The following is an 18,408-nucleotide window of genomic DNA, read 5'->3' as shown; positions in this document are numbered from 1 at the left end:
GAATCGAAATTTGTCAGTAAAAATTTACATAAAAACGATAAATTATACTGAAAATTAAGAAAAGTATCATTATAATAAATAGTAGAGTTGCTAAAGGAGGGGGAAGTTACAATGAAAGTGGAAGCGCTTCCGGTTATTAAAGGAGCTAATAATCTAGTAAGTTATGATGAAACATGTGCAAATTTTGATTGGAAAGAAACAGAGCAAAACTTTTCCTGGTATACAACGGGTCGTGTAAACATTGCATATGAAGCAATTGATAGACATGCGGCATCACCGCTTAAAAATAAGGTGGCGTTATATTATCAAGATAGCGAACGCCGTGAGAAATATACCTTTAAAGAAATGATGGAAAACTCTAATAAAGCAGGAAATGTGCTGAAAACATATGGTGATGTAGAAAAAGGAGACCGTGTTTTCATCTTTATGCCGCGCTCACCGGAGTTGTACTTTACTTTACTTGGCGCAGTAAAGCTTGGTGCAATTGTAGGACCTTTGTTTGAAGCTTTTATGGAAGGCGCAGTGCGCGATCGCTTAGAGGATAGCGAAGCGAAGGTGCTTGTTACGACACCGGAGTTGCTTTCACGTGTTCCCTTTAACGATTTACCAGCTTTAAAAACCGTTTTTCTTGTTGGTGAAAACGTGGAAGAAGGCGGCAAAACAGTAGCGTTTAATCCATTGTTCAAAGTCGCATCCAAAAAATTAGACATTGAATGGGTAAGTCGTGAAGACGGTCTCATCCTTCATTATACATCCGGCTCTACGGGAAAGCCAAAAGGCATTTTGCATGTTCATAATGCGATGATTCAGCATTATCAGACAGCAAAGTGGGTATTAGATGTTCAAGAAGATGATGTATATTGGTGCACAGCAGATCCAGGCTGGGTAACAGGTACGTCTTATGGTATTTTTGCACCATGGTTAACGGGTACCTCTAACGTTGTACTTGGTGGGCGTTTCAGTCCAGACGCATGGTATGAGGCGCTGCAAGAATATGGTGTTACAATTTGGTATAGTGCACCAACGGCATTTCGTATGTTAATGGGAGCGGGAGATGATGTGCTGAAGAAGTACGATTTATCATCGCTTCGTCATATTATGAGTGTGGGAGAGCCTTTAAATCCAGAAGTGGTTCGCTGGGGTATGAAGGTATTCCATTTACGCATACATGATACGTGGTGGATGACGGAAACAGGCGGACAAGTTATTTGTAACTACCCTTGCATGGAAATTCGTCCAGGTTCTATGGGCAAACCACTTCCTGGTATTCAAGCAGCCATTGTGGATAACGAAGGCAAAGAAGTACCTCCTTATACAATGGGCAATCTAGCTATCAAAAAAGGATGGCCTTCTATGATGCGTATGGTTTGGAATAATCAAGCAAAATATGAGTCTTATTTTATGCCAGGAGACTGGTACGTATCAGGAGATTCTGCTTATATGGATGAAGACGGTTACTTTTGGTTCCAAGGACGAATTGATGATGTGATTATGACGGCAGGAGAGCGTGTAGGGCCGTTTGAAGTAGAGAGCAAACTTGTCGAACACCCTGCGGTTGCAGAAGCAGGCGTTATTGGTATACCGGACCCTGTTCGCGGTGAAATCATCAAGGCGTTTATTGCATTGCGTACCGGTTATGAGCCATCTGATGAATTAATTGAAGATATTCGTCTATTTGTGAAGAAAGGTTTGGCTGCACACGCGGCACCTCGTCAAATCGAATTTCGAGATAAATTACCTAAAACACGAAGTGGTAAAATCATGCGTCGCGTTTTAAAGGCGTGGGAACTCGATTTACCGACAGGAGATCTTTCTACAATGGAAGATTAATATGAAAGAAGCTTGAACCACGTGTTCAAGCTTCTTTTTTGTGCTAAGATAAAAGAGCGTGAAATTTTAAAGGGAAGTTGTACTTAATTATAGAAGAGAGAGAAATGAGCGATACGCAGAAGAGTTTGAGGTCGATGCTAAGTAATGAAACATTTCCTCTCGTTGTAAAAATGATAAGAGAATGATACATAGTGCACGTATAAGTTCTGTTAGAATAGGATAAAGGAGTGAAGGCTATGCGTAATGAAGATAAAGAGTCTCTTGTGGAAACAATGGATAAATACGATAAAATTATGAAGCGAATTTCCATTCATCGAACACCGCCGGCAAGGCGAATGGAATTGAAAATTGAAGGAACCCTGTATACACATTTGGAGCAGGAAGAGTTTTTGAAAGAATTTACAAATTGGCTGGAAAAGGAGCATCATAGCTCTCGCTTCATTGGACAAGTGACAGTCAAGAAGTAAGATGCGTATGGGATTGACAGTGTTGGGGAAATAATGATATAAAAGGTTATATATCAAGTCAATAAATAAGCGTTGAAAGGCTACAGTAGTGGTTGACTCACTGTTATAAGAGAGCCGGTGGTTGGTGTGAATCGGTACAAAGTCAAACATGAATTACATCCTGGAGCATTCTTTTTCGAATGAGCATGTGCTTAAGAGGAAAAGAACGGTTAAAGCCGTTATGGAAATCGAGTGGTGGCATACATGTCACAACTAGGGTGGTACCGCGATTATAAAATCGTCCCTTTTTTAGGGGCGATTTTTTTATTTTAAAGGAGTGAACATGATGGATATCTTACAGGATTTAGAGTTTAGAGGTCTTATTAATCAGCAAACAGACGCAGAAGGACTGCGAGAGTTGCTTGCAAAAGAAAGTGTCAAGTTGTACTGCGGGTTTGACCCGACTGCAGATAGTTTGCATATTGGACATATGCTGCCCATTTTAATTTTGCGTCGTTTCCAATTAGCAGGTCACCAACCAATTGCCTTAGTAGGCGGTGGTACAGGCTTAATTGGGGACCCAAGTGGCAAAAAAGCGGAACGTCAATTGAACGAGCAGGAAACAGTTGCGATGTTTAGTCAGCGCATCAAGGAGCAGCTCTCTTCTTTTCTGGACTTTGAGAAAGCGGGTAATCCAGCAACAATCGCGAACAACTATGATTGGATTGGATCTTTAGATTTGATTACGTTCCTTCGTGATATCGGTAAGAACTTTGGCTTGAATTATATGTTAGCAAAGGATTCAGTTGCTTCTCGATTAGAATCAGGTATTTCCTTTACAGAGTTCAGCTACATGATTTTACAATCATACGACTTCTTGAAGCTGTACCAAACAGAGGGCTGCCGATTGCAGGTGGGCGGCAGTGACCAATGGGGGAATATTACGGCTGGAATGGAATTGATTCGAAAAACAGAAGAAGACGCAAAGGTGTTTGGTCTAACCATTCCGCTAGTTACAAAATCTGATGGTACGAAGTTTGGTAAAACAGAGGGCGGTGCTGTTTGGCTAGACGCAGAAAAAACAACGCCATACGAGTTCTACCAGTTCTGGATTAACACAGATGACCGCGATGTAATCAAATACTTGAAATACTTTACATTCCTGTCGCATGAGGAAATCTTAGAACTTGAAAAACAAACACAAGAAGCACCTGAAAAGCGTGCGGCCCAAAAAGCACTTGGTGAAGAAATGACGAAGCTTGTACACGGCGAAGCAGCATTAGAACAAGCGATTAAAATTTCACAAGCCTTATTTAACGGTGCAGTAGCTGAATTAACCGCTGCTGAAATTGAGCAGGGCTTTAAAGATGTACCTTCTTACACACATTCGGGTGAAGAAATTACGCTTGTTGACTTACTTGTTAACAGCAAAATTTCACCGTCTAAGCGTCAGGCGCGCGAAGATATTACAAGCGGTGCAATTTCTGTAAACGGCGAGCGTGTACAAAGCACGGATGCAGTGGTAAATAGGGAAAATCGCATCGAAGATAAATTTACAATTATTCGACGTGGTAAGAAAAAATACTTTTTGATTAAATACTAATAAAAAAAGCGTAAGTGCCCCTTACGCTTTTTCCTTTATTACTTAGAAAGGAGACATACAAATGGACGTTGTAAAATGGTTTAATACATATGTGATGAGTCCGGATAAGTTGGTGAGTTTTGGGGGTGCGCTGCTAAAGGTAATCTTTATTTTTATTGTGGCGCGAATTGTGATTCATTTTGTGCGTGTTGCAATTGAAAAGATGTTTAGGCTGCGTTCACGCACACCAATGATGCGTCATAGTGAACGAAGAGAAGCAACGCTTACGAAGCTCTGTCAAAATATTGCGGTATATATCATTTACTTTATTGCAGCGCTAACAGCCTTTGAAGCAATGGGAATTGACATTAAAGCATTGCTGGCTGGTGTAAGTATTGTTGGTTTAGCAGTCGGTTTTGGTGCGCAAAACTTAGTAAAGGATATTGTTACAGGCTTCTTTATTATATTTGAGGATCAATTTTCGGTGGGTGACTTAGTAAAAATTAATGATACAGCAGGTACAGTAGAAGAAGTTGGCCTTCGAATTACGAAGCTGAAAGCACCAGATGGCGAAGTGTTTTTCTTTGCAAACAGTGCGATTACGAAGGTTGCGAATTATACGCTTGGCGGAAAAACAGAAATTCCTACTCCGGAATCATCGTCTTAAGAAGAAAAATCAGTATAATATGAAAAGCCTCTCCTGAAGCAGGAGAGGCTTTTCTGTGGAAATGTATATGCCAAAGAGAAATATTGATATACGATGAATCATAATTAGCTGTTAAAAACATTATACTGTCAATGACAGTATAATGTTTCATTTTATATACTGTCATTGACAGTATTCTAGTTACTGTTATTAGGATAAATTCTAACTTTTGAGGAGGCTGTATATGATGAAACATACAGGGAGACATACAGGGGCATTTCTCTTGTTATTTTTAACGGAGGGAGACAGCTATGGGGGCAGGCTATTACAGAAGTGTCAAGAAGAGCTTCCCATTAATCCGATTGATAGTGCTATCTTATATCGAACGCTCAAGCAGTTAGAAAAAGAGGGCGCTGTAAAATCTTATTTAGATATATCTGTTCAAGATAAGCCGATTAGGATGTATAAAATTACGGATGCTGGAAAAATGAAACTAAAAGATTTTCAAGCCGATATTGAAGAGAAAATGAAAAATTTATCATTTTTCTTAAGTAAATATGAGAAATGGCAGACTTCTAATCATGATTAACGGGACCATACTTTATATGGTTGCCGCTATCTTACTTGTTATTTCTTTTATGAAAGATCGAGGTAAAACAAAAGAAGCTGTATTACAGTCTTGGCATATGTTTCGTAACCTCCTGCCGGATATACTGTCCATCATGCTCTTGGTGGGATTATCATTAGCTGTACTGACACCATCTGTGATATCTGCGATTATAGGTGAAGAATCTGGATTTACAGGTATTGTATATGCCACAATAATTGGATCTATTGCGCTAGTCCCAAGTTTTATTGTATTCCCTCTGGGAGCGACTTTGGTTCATAATGGTGCTGGATTGCCTCAAGTTGCTGTATTGATGTCTACGCTGATGTCAGTTGGTATCGCAACTTTGCCAATGGAACAAAAAATATTTGGGAAAAAATTTGCCTATTTTCGTAATGCATCTGCAGTATGTATGTCGCTTATATTTTCATATATTATTTGGATGGTGCTAGTATGAATGCATTGAAAAGATATTATTTCTTTTTCACGTTACTAAGCATTCTAGTAGTTGTAACCTTTATCAACCGTTCTTTAGGATGGAAGGCAATGCAATTAACAGGAAGCAGTATTGTCGATATGTTGTTTTTACTGCCACCCGTATTGATATTTATAGGTCTGCTTGATAAATGGGTAAAGAAAGAAGATTTAATCAAATATATGGGAGAGAAATCAGGTGTTTACGGAAGTGTATTCGCCCTATTATTAGGAATTGTTGCGGCAGGTCCACTCTATGTTGCCTTTCCAATTGCGATATTATTGATAAAAAAAGGTGCAAGCATACGTCATATTGTATTCTTTTTGGGGGTTTGGTCAACTGCTAAACTACCTGTAATCATCTATGAATTTACTGCATTTGGCTTTGTATTTACAGCTATTCATATTGGTTTTGGCTTAGGATTCTTCTATGTGATGGGCCTCATTTTTAACAAATTTTATGATGCTCGGCAAGTATTGAAATACGATGCGGCCAAGGAAGTATCGATGTGAAATTTTAGAACACGCTGCTTGAGAGAAAATATATATGAAAGTAAATATGTAGCGTACCTTAAAAAGCAAAAATAAAAACCCTAGAAACATTGATAAATCAAGGTTTCTAGGGTTTTTGCATACGCTATTTACAAAGCGTATTAATTAACGAGAGTAGAACTCTACGATTAGAGCTTCGTTGATTTCAGCTGGCAATTCAGAACGCTCAGGAAGGCGAGTGAATGTAGCAGAAAGCTTGTCAGCATCGAAAGAAAGGTACTCAGGTACGAAGTTGTTAACTTCTACTGCTTCTTTAACCACTGCAAGGTTAAGAGACTTTTCACGAAGGCTGATTGTTTGACCTGGCTTAACGCGGAAAGATGGGATATCTACGCGGTTGCCGTCAACAGTAACGTGACCGTGGTTTACCAATTGGCGTGCGCCGCGACGAGTGCGAGCAAGACCCATACGGTATACCAAGTTATCAAGACGAGACTCAAGAAGAATCATGAAGTTTTCACCGTGCTTACCAGCCATTTTGCCAGCAAGATCAAATGTACCGCGGAATTGACGCTCGTTCACACCGTACATGTGGCGAAGTTTTTGTTTTTCTTGCAATTGCAAGCCGTATTCAGAAAGTTTTTTACGTTGACCTGGGCCGTGTGGACCTGGCGCGTAAGGGCGTTTTTCTAATTCTTTACCTGTGCCGCTTAGTGAGATACCAAGACGACGAGAAAGCTTCCAAGATGGACCTGTATAACGTGACATGTTACATTCCTCCATGTTTTTATTTTTCGTAAAATAAAAACAGACGTGAGACGTTTGCTGATGCGTATTTTGTTTTCATGCATCCTCGCCCCAGCAGCAAGGAGTTACGCGATGCACCTCTGATGAGGAACAAAATACAAACAAAAGCGCCTTCTCAAAGGCTGCATATTTTACACAAATGCTATTATATCTCGCGGGTAAGTGAGAGTCAAGTATATTTCCTTGCTGTTCATGCTAGGTAACTAATGGAAAAAGAAAAAGCAGCTTGTTTCATCCGCAATCACGTTTGAATTTCTTAGTCATATTACAGAAGGGTTTTTATCTATGTATGTGGAATCTGATGAAGAACAAAAAGAAAACGCTTACATAAATTGAATGGAGGGCTTTTGTATGGAAAGGAGCACAACGATGAAGCGACCACATTTAGAAACATTATTGATTCATCATGGATATGATGCGAAGGAGTACGCGGGTAGTTTGACACCACCATTATTTCAAACGTCAACGTATACGTTTGAAACAGCAAAGCAGGGCGAGCTGAGCTTTCGCGGTGAAAGTAACCAATATATATACTCACGTTTAGGAAATCCCACTGTTCAGCTTTTAGAGGAAAGGATGGCAGTATTGGAAGGAGGAGCGGACGCACTTGCATTTGGGTCAGGTATGGCGGCTGTGTCCACAGTACTTCTTTCATTGCTTCGAACAGGTGATCATATTGTTTGTTCAAAGGGATTATATGGGTGTACGTACGGTTTGTTAGAAATGATGCAGGAGCGTTTTGGCATTACCCATACATTATGTGATATGAAAAGTGAAGCCGATTTATTGCGAGCCTCTAATTTAAATACAAAAGTCGTGTTTGTAGAAACACCTATTAATCCTACTATGCAAATTATCGATCTGCAAATCGTAGCTAGTGCTGCCAAGAAGCAGGGCTGGATAACAGTTGTTGATAATACCTTTTGTTCTCCATACCTGCAAAATCCTCTTTCCTTCGGGTGTGACGTGGTGCTCCATAGCGCTACAAAGTATATTTGTGGTCATGGAGATGTTGTAGCAGGCTTCGCTGTATGTAAAACAGCGGCTCTGGCGGAATGTATGCGGCCGATGCGCAAGGATACGGGCGGTATTATGTCACCATTTGATGCTTGGCTTTTGCTCCGCGGATTAAAGACATTGGCGGTGCGTATGGACCGGCACTCCGTAAATGCGATGAAAGTAGCAACGTTTCTGAAAGAGCACCCTGCGGTAGAGAACGTGTATTATCCATTTTTGACAGATCATCCGGATTACCCTATCGCAACCAAGCAAATGAAGCAGGGAGCAGGTGTTATATCTTTTACTATTCGCGGCGACATGGCGAAAGCACAAGCACTTATGGATCGTTTAGAGCTGATCTCAATCGCGGTAAGTTTAGGAGATGCGGAAACGTTAATTCAACATCCGGCAACGATGACACATGCAGTTGTACCAAAAGCTGTACGTGAACAAATGGGAATTCATGATAATTTATTGCGTTTATCTGTAGGATTAGAGGCCTGTGAAGACATTGTGAAAGATTTAGAAAAAGCGTTAGGATAAAGGGAAGAGGCGCATATGAGCGCCTCTTTCTTTAATTGATATATTTCATTAATACAGATACAAATTTTTCTAGATACAACTGATCTGTTTCATCAAAGCGTGCTTTGCTAGGGCTATCAATATCAAGTACTCCAATTACTTGGTCATCCTTAATCATAGGTACAACAATTTCTGAGTTGGAGGCTGCATCACATGCAATGTGACCTGGGAATTGATGAACATCCGCAACAAGCTGAGTCTGTTTTGTCGCTGCAGCAGTTCCGCATACACCTCTTCCAAACGGAATACGTACGCATGCAGGTAAGCCTTGAAATGGCCCCAGTACCAGCTGCGTTCCCTCTGTGATATAGAAACCGACCCAATTGATATCAGTAAGAAATTGATTTAAAAGCGCAGATGCGTTAGCTAGATTAGCAACGGTATTCGTTTCACCAGCAAGTAGTGCATCGAGTTGTTTAATCACCAGCTCATAATTCTCTTCGCGGCTACCGTTGTAAGTAGATGTTGCAAACATAAATACTGCCTCCTTTTGTAAAATAGTATCGGAAAACCATGGATTAACAATGACTTTGTCGATAGAAACTTAAAGGAATTTGTCTTAAAAGTCAAGAAATTAAGTAAAAAGAGTTATTTTTGATGGGAGAGAAGAACGAGCGATGTGCAGTTATACTTAGGGAGTAGGAATAGTGGTTCTTAGGTGAGGCCTATAAGTAGTGAGAGTCTGTTTTTCCTACGCGCCTCGCTTCATATGTTTGATGAGTTGACTGCATATAGGAAGATATGTATGAAAATAAAATGGAGAACATGATGTATATCCCATGAAGGGGCGTGAAGGAATGACGTGCACAAAGCAGAAGATTATTGAAGCTGCCATATGCTTGTTTAATACAAAGGGATATCATGGTACGTCTGTGCGTGATATTGCTTCTGAAGCAGGCGTAAATGTGGCTAATATTTCTTATTACTTCGCAGGAAAGAAAGGACTATTAGAGCATTTGGTTACTAGCTTTTTAGAAGGATATATTAGCACAATAGCAGAAGCTTTTGAAATGCGTCATATTTTGTCTCCTAAAGAAGTCATGTTTCTTGTTGTACACGATATTTTGCATTATCAATCGTCTCATCGATCGCTGACCCGCTTTGTCTATAGAGAATTGTCGTTAGATAGCATTCTTATTCGAGAGATTATGACCACATATTTGCAACGTGAAAAATATTATCTAAAACATATTATAGAAACAGGGCGTGAGCAAGGTGTATTTGCCCGTATTCCATTTGCTGTATTTATGTCGCAGTTAAAGGGGATGCTCAGTGCACCGTATTTGTACCCACAATATATATCAGAAGTGCTGTATGAACGTCCTTCTGATGAATATTTTACAAAAATGTATGGAAAGGAAGTAGAAAAGTGGCTCAATACGATGCTGGAAGGGAACCACTCTCCTGTTACGCAAGTCCTTCATTTATAAAGGCATAATGATCTAATTTCAGATAAAAAGACTTATCAAACGTGCGAGCATTAGCACGTTTTTTTGATGTGAAACGAATTGTAAAAAAATCTTAAAATTTGAGCCAAAAACAGGGCATTACATGATATTATAGAGACATTGATATTGCTTGTATATAGAGTGAGCAGAACCGCTTGATGTAGAGTGGAAACTGCTGTACGTAATGATAAAATAACTCACCAGTAACTATTTATATACATATATGCCTTCCAGGTTAAATCGGAACGGGAAAAAACGAAAAGAGGAGGCTGCTTGATGGGCTCATTGTTAACTTTTATTATTGTAATCATAAGTATTATACTGATATACCTACTAACTGGTCTTGTGATAAAAAATCGTGCGGATAGAGAACTGCAGGAATTAAAAGCTTGGAAACAGGCATTAAAGGATAAACCGGTTGCAGATGAACTAAAAAAGGTAAAAGACTTGAATATGACCGGACAAACGGAAGAATTGTTCGAGAAGTGGCGCAATGAATGGGATGAGGTGTTAACTGTTTCTATTCCCCAAATTGAAAAAGATTTGCAAGAAGCAGAGAGTTCACTCAGCGGCTTTTTATCGCGTAAATCGAAGGTGTTTATGGAGCAAGCAGGTGGTTTGCTTGTTGAGGCGGAAGAAAAAATCGAAGGTGTTGTAAAAGAGCTTCATAATTTATTGGAAAGTCATACGAAAAACAATGCTGAGATTGAAGTTGTACGTAGTACCTACCGAGAAGTGAAGAAAAGTATGTTAGCATATCGTCATACAGTAAGTTTAGCTGAAAAGAAGCTAGAGGAACTGCTGGATCAGGAGCATCAGAAATTTCAGCACTTTGAAGAAGCTACGGTGAATGGGAATTACTTAGAAGCGCGTGATATTGTGCACAGTTTAGAGCAAGGGGTTGCATACTTACAAACATTGCTACAAGATATACCAGATTTGCAGCTAGATTGCCAAGCTAACCTGCCTGGACAAATTTCGGATTTATTGCTGGGATATCAGGAGATGGAAGAACAGGGTTATATCCTTCATCATTTGCAAATTGATAAAGAAGTACAAGATATGCAGCATCAAATTCAGCTTGCATTAGATGATATTAAAACATTGCGCATACAGGAAGCGAAGGCGCGAACAGAATCGGTAAAAAATAGATTGGATTCGCTGTACGATGTGCTGGAAAATGAAGTTACTGCCAAGCACCATGCAGAAAAAGAACAAAGAGAAATTGGGACGGCTCTTATTCAACTGCGAGAACAATCCAATCGAACAAAAGAAGAAACGCAATTTGTGAAGCAAAGCTATGAGTTAAGTGATGAGGATGTAGAGGCACAAAAATATGTGGAGAAGCAAGTTGCTTTTCTCATGAAACGATTTGATGCCTTACAAGTACGAATTGCAGAACAAGACGTTGCTTTTTCTGTAATTGGAGAAGAGCTAAGCGATGTCAGAAAACAGATTGAAGAGACAAGTCGTCTTCATGCAGAATACACAGATATGCTTGCAACACTTCGCAAAGAAGAACTACAAGCACGTGAAACATTGCAGCAAATGAGAAACGATATTCTAGAAGTAAAGCGCCTTTTACAGAAGTCCAATATACCAGGAGTGCCCCAGGATATGTTAGAGAGCCTAGCTTATGCACAAGTGGCTGTACGAAAAGTGTACGAGCAATTAGAGCACAAGCCCTTAAACATGAGCGAAGTACATAAAGTACTGAAAGAAGCGGAAGGCTTTGTCCTAGGTATGGGCAGTGCGGTAAAGGAATTGATTGAGCAAGCCGCCTTGGTTGAAAAAATGATTCAATATGGCAACCGTTACCGAAGTCAAAGCAGACAGGTAGCTGATCATTTGGCGCATGCTGAAGTGTTGTTCAGACAGTATCAGTACAAGGCCGCTTTAGAACAAGTTTCTGCCACACTAGAGCAGGTTGAACCTGGTGTAACAGGAAAGATTGAGGAGTTTGTTAAGACTGAGTAGACCCCTTAGCAATAAGGGGTTTTGCTATGGGCACGGACAAATATATGTTAACGTATAAAGGTTACGTTAAAAAGCAGTATTGATATTAAGGAAGTCAATGAGACTTCAGCTTGACAGCAGGTAACTGTATTAACCCTTAAGAAATGCTGTGAAAAGCAAGAAGTAAATTGTTGTCCAGTCAGAATAGAAACGCCTTTACTTTCCTGTGTATGAGGTATAACCCAAGGGGAAGCTAAGAAAAAGTCATAAGGAGGATGCAATGATTTATTTTGATAATAGTGCAACAACAAAGCCGCATCCGGAGGTATTACAGTCTTATGTAACGGCTGCGGATAAATATTTTGGGAATCCGTCTTCTATTAACGGTTTAGGGGCTGCGGCAGAGAGATTGCTTTCACAATCTAGAAGTGTGACGGCGAAATTGCTCGGCGTAAGATCAAATGAAATTGTCTTTACGTCTGGAGGAACCGAAGGAAATAATTTGGCAATTAAAGGTACAGCTATTCGTCATCGTTCACGCGGTCGACATGTTATTACAACAGCGATCGAGCATGCTTCAGTGAAAGGAGCCTTTGGTCAGCTAGAAGCGCTTGGTTTTGAAGTAACATACTTGCCCGTAAATCAAGCGGGAAGCATAGATGTGCAAGTGCTTGCGGAGTCTATACGTCCAGACACGATTTTGGTTTCTGTGATGCATGTGAATAATGAAACGGGGGCTATTCAGCCAATTGAAGAGATTGGAAGGCTGTTACAAAACCATCCAAAGGTCATTTTTCATGTGGACAATGTTCAAGGTATTGGAAAAGTGCCGCTTGATTTGAAACGTGCAAACATAGATCTCTGTACCATGTCGGGACATAAGTTTCATGGTGTAAAGGGAACAGGGATTTTATATGTACGAGAAGGAGTTACAATTGATTCCATTCTTTCAGGAGGGCAGCAGGAGCAATATTATCGCCCTGGTACAGAGAATGTCCCAGGTATTGTAGCGATGACTAAAGCACTCCGTATGAGCATAGAAAAACAAGATGTGCATATAAAACAGCTAGAGCAAATTAAAGCATTTGCACTTAATGAATTACGAGCTATGCCACAAGCTGTTATTCATACACCTGCACACGCGGCACCGCACATTATAAACGTTTCCTTTCCGGGGTTAAAGCCAGAGGTGCTCGTGCATGCGCTTGAAGAACATGACATTTATATTTCTACAAAGTCAGCATGTTCCTCTAAGGCAAAGGATATCAGCTATGTGTTACTAGCGATGGGAGTTGCAGAAAGAACAGCACAAAGCGCCGTTCGAATTAGTTTATCCGGTCAAAATACGATGGAAGAGATGCAACAATTTATTACGGTGCTTCGCCGCACTGTGGCAAAACTATATGAAGTAATGAGGGAAACAGTATGAAGTATGATCACATTTTGATTCGCTATGGCGAAATGACAACAAAAGGGAAAAATCGAGCTAAATTTGTAAGCGTGTTAAAAGACAATGTAAAACACCGTCTTAAAAAGTTTTCTGCGCTTGAATTGGAAGTAACAAGAGATCGCATGTATATTAAGCTAAATGGTGAAGATCATGAAGCTGTGATTGAAAAAATCCGTCATATTTTTGGTATTCATACCTTTAGCTTAGCAATGAAAGTAACAACAGATTTGGAAGACATGAAGCGCGGTGCACTGGCAGCTTTTTTACAGGTGAACGAGGGTGTAAAAACCTTTAAAATATCTGTTCATCGTACGTACAAGCAATTTCCAATGGAAACGAATGAATTAAACCGCGAACTGGGCGCCCACATTTTACGAAACACAGAAAACATCACTGTAGATGTTCGTAAGCCAGACGTAAATGTACGTGTAGAAGTACGTGAGGAATTCACGTATATTATGTGTGAGGATTTACAGGGAGCTGGGGGCTTGCCGGTAGGTGTAGGCGGAAAAGCGATGCTACTGCTTTCTGGTGGTATCGATAGTCCTGTTGCAGGATACCTGGTGATGAAGCGCGGTGTGACATTAGAGGCTATTCATTTTCACAGCCCGCCTTTTACGAGCGAACGAGCGAAGCAAAAGGTTATTGATTTGGCACAACGTTTGACAAAGTATTGCAAGCGAATTACGCTTCATATTGTGCCGTTTACAGAGGTGCAAAAAGCAATCCATAAGCAAGTACCTGACAGTTATACAATGACAGTCATGCGCCGTATGATGCTTCGCATTGCAGAACGTGTTGCGGCTGAGCGAGGTGTACTGGCTTTGGCGACAGGGGAAAGTTTGGGACAAGTAGCCAGCCAAACACTCGATAGCATGCATACGATTAACGAAGCGACCAATTACCCGATCTTACGCCCTTTGATTACAACAGATAAAGTGGAGATTATGAAGATTGCGCGTGAGATTGATACTTATGATTTGTCCATTTTGCCGTATGAAGATTGCTGTACCATTTTCACCCCACCAAATCCTTCTACAAAACCAAAGCGTGAAAAAGCAAATCGCTTTGAGCAATTTTATGACTTTGAACCACTCATTCAGGATGCTGTAAAAAACATTGAGAAAATGGTATTGCATGCGGAAGTGGAAGAAAAAGAAGAATTTGAGGAATTGTTCTAGAATAAATTACCATTTTTTTTAAGGATGAAAACATGTGTTTTTTCACACTCTATATTCACAAGGAGGTGAACACACATGACAAGAACAAACAAATTAGTAGCTCCTGGTTCACAAGCAGCTATCGACCAAATGAAATATGAAATCGCTTCTGAGTTCGGGGTAAACCTTGGTCCTGAAGCAACTGCTCGCGCTAACGGTTCTGTAGGCGGCGAAATCACAAAGCGCCTTGTAGCACTGGCTGAGCAACAACTAGGCGGATACCAAAAGTAATTGCATATACATGGATAAAAGAGCGGAGTATACTCCGCTCTTTTTGTGTTGTAGATATTAGGAGATTTCTTTGTTAACTTCCGTTTCAGGCTGCTGAGCGCTACGCACATGCAAAGGGTTCCCTTTAAATAGGATAATTCATACATGCTAATTAATGATAGCAAGCTACAACACAACCCTTGACGAAAACCTACATTATTTTGTCGTAAAATGAATATTTATGTTTTATTTTGTAGAAACCATACAGTATTTGTCAAATGAATATTGTTCAAAATATACTGAAAATTAATTACGATTAAAAGGAGGTATGATACAAAAGGGGGATTTCTATGAACTATGATCAATTAATAGCACCAGAACAGTACAATTTGGTATCGGAATTTGAAAAGTATGCGCAAGATTCACAGAAAGTTGCCCTCCTCTGGAGAAGTGAAGAAGATGAAACAAAGCTTATTACGTATCGGCAATTAATAGATGGCTCAAATAAAATTGGAAACGCTTTTTTAAAAAGTGGTTTGCGAAAAGGTGACAGGGTTCTTGTCATGATGCCGCGTTTAATTGAATCTTATATGGTTTACATAGGTGCAATTAAAGCGGGGTTAGTTGTTATACCAAGTTCTGAAATGCTGCGTCAAAAGGACATTGAATACCGCCTTGCTCATGGAGGAGTAAAAGCGATTGTTAGTCATGCGCCTTATATCTCTCAATTTCAAGGCATTCATGCCATGCAATATTTACAAAAGTTTGTAACTGGAGGGCATGTTGAGAATTGGACAAGTCTTTCAGAAGCGCTCGAGCAGGAAAGCGATGTTTTGGAAGCAGCGGACACCAATCGGGATGATATGGTATTTTTGTCATATACATCAGGTACAACGGGCAATCCAAAAGGCGTTGTTCATACACACGGATGGGCATACGCGCATTTGCGCACAACCGGTCCAAACTGGCTTGGTATTAAAGAGGATGACCTTGTATGGGCTACTGCAAGCCCAGGATGGCAAAAGTGGATTTGGAGCCCATTTTTGGCAACGCTCGGTTCTGGGGCAACGGGGTTTGTGTATCATGGCAAATTTGAACCGAAGCGTTATTTGGATATGCTTAGTGCGTATAATATTAATGTACTGTGCTGCACACCGACGGAATATCGATTGATGGCAAAGGTTGATAATTTACATACGTATGAGTTGCCTCATTTGCGCAGCGCTGTTTCGGCAGGAGAACCGTTGAACCGAGGAGTCATTGATACGTTTCGTCGTCAGTTTAACATCAGTGTACGTGATGGTTATGGACAAACTGAAAATACACTTCTAGTGGGTGTTATGGATGGAATGGAGCTAAGACCTGGCTCTATGGGAAAACCAACACCCGGAAATCGAGTTGCCATTGTAGATGAATATGGAAAGCCGCTAGGGGTAGGTGAAGTAGGGGATATTGCGGTGCATGTTAGCACACCAGCTTTATTTAAGCATTATTATAAGGATCCGGAGCGAACAGCGATGCAGTTTCGGGGGGAGTATTATATTACAGGTGATAAAGCAAAGATGGATGAAGACGGCTATTTTTGGTTTGAAGGTCGCGGCGATGATATTATCATTAGCTCTGGTTATACCATCGGGCCGTTTGAAGTAGAGGATGCGTTAGTTAAACATCCTCTGGTAAAAGAGTGTGCTGTAGTAGCAAGTCCCGATGAAATACGTGGTAATGTCGTAAAGGCTTTTGTTGTATTGCAAGAGGGTATATTGGGAGATGACACTTTAATTGCTGATTTGCAGCAGCATGTAAAAAGCTTAACAGCTCCTTACAAATATCCTCGTAAAGTGGAGTTTGTCAGCGAACTACCGAAAACAGCATCAGGTAAGATTAGACGAATAGAGCTACGGCAGCGTGAGCAGGAGTCCGTGTATAAATGACGGCTACTTTTTCAGGAGACGGAATATTCCGTCTCCTTTATAATGGAATTAGGTTGTATTTTGCTCATGCAGTGTACATAAAGGAGGATATATGGGAGAAATTTGGTATGGTGGACGTATTTATACAATGGAAAAAGAAGGAGAAATCGTAGAAGCAGTGTATGTTGCTAATGGTAAGATTGTAGAAACAGGAACAGTCGAAGCGCTTTCTCGTGCTTATCAAGTCGATACCTATTACGACTTACAAGGACAGGTTATGCTGCCGGGATTAACAGACAGTCATATGCACCTTATCGGACACGGAGAGCGTCTCATGCGCTTGGATCTGAGCTATTGTAAGTCATATGAGGAGATGTTAGGGCTGATAGCTGACAAGGCTGCAAATACACCAAGTGGCGAATGGATTATTGGTGAGGGTTGGAATGAGAATGCTTTTTCGGATTGTAAAATAATTCATAAAAAAGACTTGGATCGTATTACAAGTACACATCCAATTGTATTAAAACGTATGTGCCGACATGTGGTATTGGTGAATTCTTACGTTTTGAGTCAGTTACAATTGCCTAAAGATGATCCAAAAGGCGGAAAAATTGGCCGAGATATAACGGGTGAACCAAATGGTTTACTATATGAACGCGCACAAGAATTGCTAGACGATATTGTTCCAATGCAAAGTGATGCTTATTTACAAAAGGCCTTGGAAACAGCTGTTGCAGATTGTTACAGCAAAGGACTTGTTGGTTGTCATACAGAAGATTTAAATTACTACGGTGGTTTTGCGCAAACACACCGCGCGTTTGTGAATGGGTTAAGTGACAAACCTTTTAAAACACATTTACTTGTACATCATGAAGTAGTGGATGAATTGCCGCACTATGAAAGCACGCGCTACATTGAGTTTGGAGCAATGAAAATTTTTGCAGACGGCTCGTTAGGGGGCCGAACAGCTTTGCTGAGTGAGCCCTATGCAGATGAAGATACCAAAGGCGTTGCGGTGTTTGAAAGAGAAGAACTCGCGCAACTGGTCAAAAAGGCAAGAGAAATGGGATTGACGGTGGCGGTTCATACGATTGGTGATTTATCATTTGAGTATATTGTAGAAGCGATTGAAAAACATCCACCTCACCCAGGACAACGTGACCGAATTATCCATTGTCAGGTATTGCGAGAAGATTTGATTGAAAGAGCTAGATCATTATCAGTTGTGCTGGATTTACAACCTGTATTTGTGACATCTGATTTTCCTTCCGTAATTGAGAAACTGGGTCCTAATCGCCTGCAATATGCGTATGCATGGAAAACGTTATTACAGAAGGGGTTCATGTGCGCTGGTGGCTCGGATGCGCCAATTGAAGATGTAAATCCGTTTTTGGGCATATATGGCGCAGTAACAAGAAAAAGCTTATTTGATGGGATGGTCTACATGCCCGAAGAAAGATTGAGCGTCTTTGAAGCATTGCAGTTATTTACTGTAGGAAGTGCATTAGCCATTTGTAAAGAAAATGAGCGCGGCAAGATTGTTCCAGGATACGATGCAGATTTTACGATTATAGATAGAGACCCATTTACAATTGAAGTGGACGAATTACTTCATATAAAGACGTGTATGACGGTTGTAGATGGAGAAACTGTTTACAAAAAATAACGAGGCATTTGCCTCGTTATTTTTTGTCTGCTTCCGCTTTTCTAGTGTCTAGCTGCAGCGGCTAGCTCCTCTGGTCAGAGAAC

Annotated in this window: 17 protein-coding genes and 1 other annotated feature; of the genes, 15 read left to right on the top strand and 2 right to left on the bottom strand. The window is 40.4% G+C overall.

The window, feature by feature from the left end; all coding sequences use genetic code 11:
- The first annotated feature begins 111 nt into the window (after window positions 1-111).
- From acsA to MUG87_RS09595, 7 genes are all read left to right on the top strand, one after another.
- The gene (acsA, locus tag MUG87_RS09625; RefSeq protein WP_247087249.1) at window positions 112-1,830 is read left to right on the top strand and encodes an acetate--CoA ligase; all 1,719 of its coding nucleotides are present in this window, start codon (window positions 112-114) and stop codon (window positions 1,828-1,830) included.
- A 236-nt stretch (window positions 1,831-2,066) separates the two neighbouring features.
- Window positions 2,067-2,297 carry a hypothetical protein gene (locus MUG87_RS09620; protein ID WP_124564344.1) on the top strand — a complete coding sequence of 77 codons (231 nt, stop codon included), beginning with the start codon at window positions 2,067-2,069 and terminating at the stop codon, window positions 2,295-2,297.
- A 63-nt stretch (window positions 2,298-2,360) separates the two neighbouring features.
- Window positions 2,361-2,585 (top strand) — a binding site (T-box leader).
- Between the two features lie 37 nt (window positions 2,586-2,622).
- On the top strand, window positions 2,623-3,879 hold the full coding sequence (gene tyrS, locus MUG87_RS09615; RefSeq protein ID WP_247087633.1) for a tyrosine--tRNA ligase: 1,257 nt from the start codon (window positions 2,623-2,625) through the stop codon (window positions 3,877-3,879).
- Between the two features lie 61 nt (window positions 3,880-3,940).
- The gene (locus MUG87_RS09610; RefSeq protein ID WP_247087248.1) at window positions 3,941-4,525 is read left to right on the top strand and encodes a mechanosensitive ion channel family protein; all 585 of its coding nucleotides are present in this window, start codon (window positions 3,941-3,943) and stop codon (window positions 4,523-4,525) included.
- A gap of 226 nt (window positions 4,526-4,751) precedes the next feature.
- Window positions 4,752-5,093 carry a PadR family transcriptional regulator gene (locus MUG87_RS09605; protein WP_247087632.1) on the top strand — a complete coding sequence of 114 codons (342 nt, stop codon included), beginning with the start codon at window positions 4,752-4,754 and terminating at the stop codon, window positions 5,091-5,093.
- Window positions 5,086-5,568 carry a hypothetical protein gene (locus MUG87_RS09600; protein WP_247087246.1) on the top strand — a complete coding sequence of 161 codons (483 nt, stop codon included), beginning with the start codon at window positions 5,086-5,088 and terminating at the stop codon, window positions 5,566-5,568. The genes MUG87_RS09605 and MUG87_RS09600 overlap by 8 nt, the downstream gene beginning before the upstream one ends.
- Complete coding sequence (locus MUG87_RS09595; RefSeq protein WP_247087244.1) at window positions 5,565-6,098, top strand: permease; 534 nt, start codon at window positions 5,565-5,567, stop codon at window positions 6,096-6,098. Before MUG87_RS09600 ends, MUG87_RS09595 begins: the two co-directional genes overlap by 4 nt.
- Before the next feature lie 144 nt (window positions 6,099-6,242).
- Here MUG87_RS09595 and rpsD read toward each other — a convergent pair whose 3' ends face one another.
- Entirely contained in the window at window positions 6,243-6,845 is a 603-nt protein-coding gene (rpsD, locus tag MUG87_RS09590) for a 30S ribosomal protein S4 (RefSeq protein ID WP_247087242.1), read from the bottom strand.
- A gap of 408 nt (window positions 6,846-7,253) precedes the next feature.
- On the opposite strand from rpsD, the gene megL reads away from it, so the two are divergent.
- Window positions 7,254-8,426, top strand: a complete 1,173-nt coding sequence (gene megL / locus MUG87_RS09585) for a methionine gamma-lyase (RefSeq protein WP_247087630.1) — start codon at window positions 7,254-7,256, stop codon at window positions 8,424-8,426.
- Window positions 8,427-8,457: 31 nt separating this feature from the next.
- Here megL and MUG87_RS09580 read toward each other — a convergent pair whose 3' ends face one another.
- The gene (locus tag MUG87_RS09580; RefSeq protein WP_247087240.1) at window positions 8,458-8,940 is read right to left on the bottom strand and encodes a GAF domain-containing protein; all 483 of its coding nucleotides are present in this window, start codon (window positions 8,938-8,940) and stop codon (window positions 8,458-8,460) included.
- Window positions 8,941-9,262: 322 nt separating this feature from the next.
- Here MUG87_RS09580 and refZ point away from each other — a divergent pair, with 322 nt between their 5' ends.
- The 7 genes from refZ to MUG87_RS09545 all read left to right on the top strand — a co-directional run bounded on the left by refZ (window position 9,263) and on the right by MUG87_RS09545 (window position 18,325).
- Window positions 9,263-9,895, top strand: a complete 633-nt coding sequence (gene refZ / locus MUG87_RS09575; protein WP_247087238.1) for a forespore capture DNA-binding protein RefZ — start codon at window positions 9,263-9,265, stop codon at window positions 9,893-9,895.
- 294 nt (window positions 9,896-10,189) lie between these two features.
- Window positions 10,190-11,890, top strand: coding sequence for a septation ring formation regulator EzrA (gene ezrA, locus MUG87_RS09570; protein ID WP_247087235.1), 1,701 nt, complete (start codon window positions 10,190-10,192; stop codon window positions 11,888-11,890).
- A gap of 259 nt (window positions 11,891-12,149) precedes the next feature.
- Window positions 12,150-13,298 (top strand): cysteine desulfurase family protein, encoded by a 1,149-nt coding sequence (locus MUG87_RS09565; RefSeq protein ID WP_247087233.1) that lies wholly within the window; start codon window positions 12,150-12,152, stop codon window positions 13,296-13,298.
- A complete protein-coding gene (thiI, locus tag MUG87_RS09560) occupies window positions 13,295-14,500 on the top strand; it encodes a tRNA uracil 4-sulfurtransferase ThiI (protein ID WP_247087231.1) in 1,206 nt (401 codons plus the stop codon). Before MUG87_RS09565 ends, thiI begins: the two co-directional genes overlap by 4 nt.
- 75 nt (window positions 14,501-14,575) lie before the next feature.
- Window positions 14,576-14,770, top strand: a complete 195-nt coding sequence (locus MUG87_RS09555; RefSeq protein ID WP_247087228.1) for an alpha/beta-type small acid-soluble spore protein — start codon at window positions 14,576-14,578, stop codon at window positions 14,768-14,770.
- A gap of 329 nt (window positions 14,771-15,099) precedes the next feature.
- Window positions 15,100-16,680 carry an acyl-CoA synthetase MbcS gene (locus MUG87_RS09550; RefSeq protein ID WP_247087226.1) on the top strand — a complete coding sequence of 527 codons (1,581 nt, stop codon included), beginning with the start codon at window positions 15,100-15,102 and terminating at the stop codon, window positions 16,678-16,680.
- 91 nt (window positions 16,681-16,771) lie between these two features.
- On the top strand, window positions 16,772-18,325 hold the full coding sequence (locus MUG87_RS09545; protein WP_247087224.1) for an amidohydrolase: 1,554 nt from the start codon (window positions 16,772-16,774) through the stop codon (window positions 18,323-18,325).
- Window positions 18,326-18,408: the final 83 nt, after the last annotated feature.

Source organism: Ectobacillus sp. JY-23 (assembly GCF_023022965.1).
GTDB lineage: Bacteria > Bacillota > Bacilli > Bacillales > Bacillaceae_G > Ectobacillus.
Note: the sequence above shows the minus strand (reverse complement) of the source record. Positions and strands in the feature narration are given on the sequence as shown.

Coding starts and splice junctions, on each gene's coding strand:
- refZ (WP_247087238.1), top strand. CDS start 9,263: ATGACGTGCACAAAGCAGAAGATTATTGAAGCTGCCATATGCTTGTTT.
- rpsD (WP_247087242.1), bottom strand. CDS start 6,845: ATGTCACGTTATACAGGTCCATCTTGGAAGCTTTCTCGTCGTCTTGGT.
- MUG87_RS09565 (WP_247087233.1), top strand. CDS start 12,150: ATGATTTATTTTGATAATAGTGCAACAACAAAGCCGCATCCGGAGGTA.
- MUG87_RS09580 (WP_247087240.1), bottom strand. CDS start 8,940: ATGTTTGCAACATCTACTTACAACGGTAGCCGCGAAGAGAATTATGAG.
- thiI (WP_247087231.1), top strand. CDS start 13,295: ATGAAGTATGATCACATTTTGATTCGCTATGGCGAAATGACAACAAAA.
- MUG87_RS09545 (WP_247087224.1), top strand. CDS start 16,772: ATGGGAGAAATTTGGTATGGTGGACGTATTTATACAATGGAAAAAGAA.
- MUG87_RS09595 (WP_247087244.1), top strand. CDS start 5,565: ATGAATGCATTGAAAAGATATTATTTCTTTTTCACGTTACTAAGCATT.
- MUG87_RS09620 (WP_124564344.1), top strand. CDS start 2,067: ATGCGTAATGAAGATAAAGAGTCTCTTGTGGAAACAATGGATAAATAC.
- MUG87_RS09550 (WP_247087226.1), top strand. CDS start 15,100: ATGAACTATGATCAATTAATAGCACCAGAACAGTACAATTTGGTATCG.
- MUG87_RS09605 (WP_247087632.1), top strand. CDS start 4,752: ATGAAACATACAGGGAGACATACAGGGGCATTTCTCTTGTTATTTTTA.
- megL (WP_247087630.1), top strand. CDS start 7,254: ATGAAGCGACCACATTTAGAAACATTATTGATTCATCATGGATATGAT.
- MUG87_RS09610 (WP_247087248.1), top strand. CDS start 3,941: ATGGACGTTGTAAAATGGTTTAATACATATGTGATGAGTCCGGATAAG.
- tyrS (WP_247087633.1), top strand. CDS start 2,623: ATGGATATCTTACAGGATTTAGAGTTTAGAGGTCTTATTAATCAGCAA.
- acsA (WP_247087249.1), top strand. CDS start 112: ATGAAAGTGGAAGCGCTTCCGGTTATTAAAGGAGCTAATAATCTAGTA.
- ezrA (WP_247087235.1), top strand. CDS start 10,190: ATGGGCTCATTGTTAACTTTTATTATTGTAATCATAAGTATTATACTG.
- MUG87_RS09555 (WP_247087228.1), top strand. CDS start 14,576: ATGACAAGAACAAACAAATTAGTAGCTCCTGGTTCACAAGCAGCTATC.
- MUG87_RS09600 (WP_247087246.1), top strand. CDS start 5,086: ATGATTAACGGGACCATACTTTATATGGTTGCCGCTATCTTACTTGTT.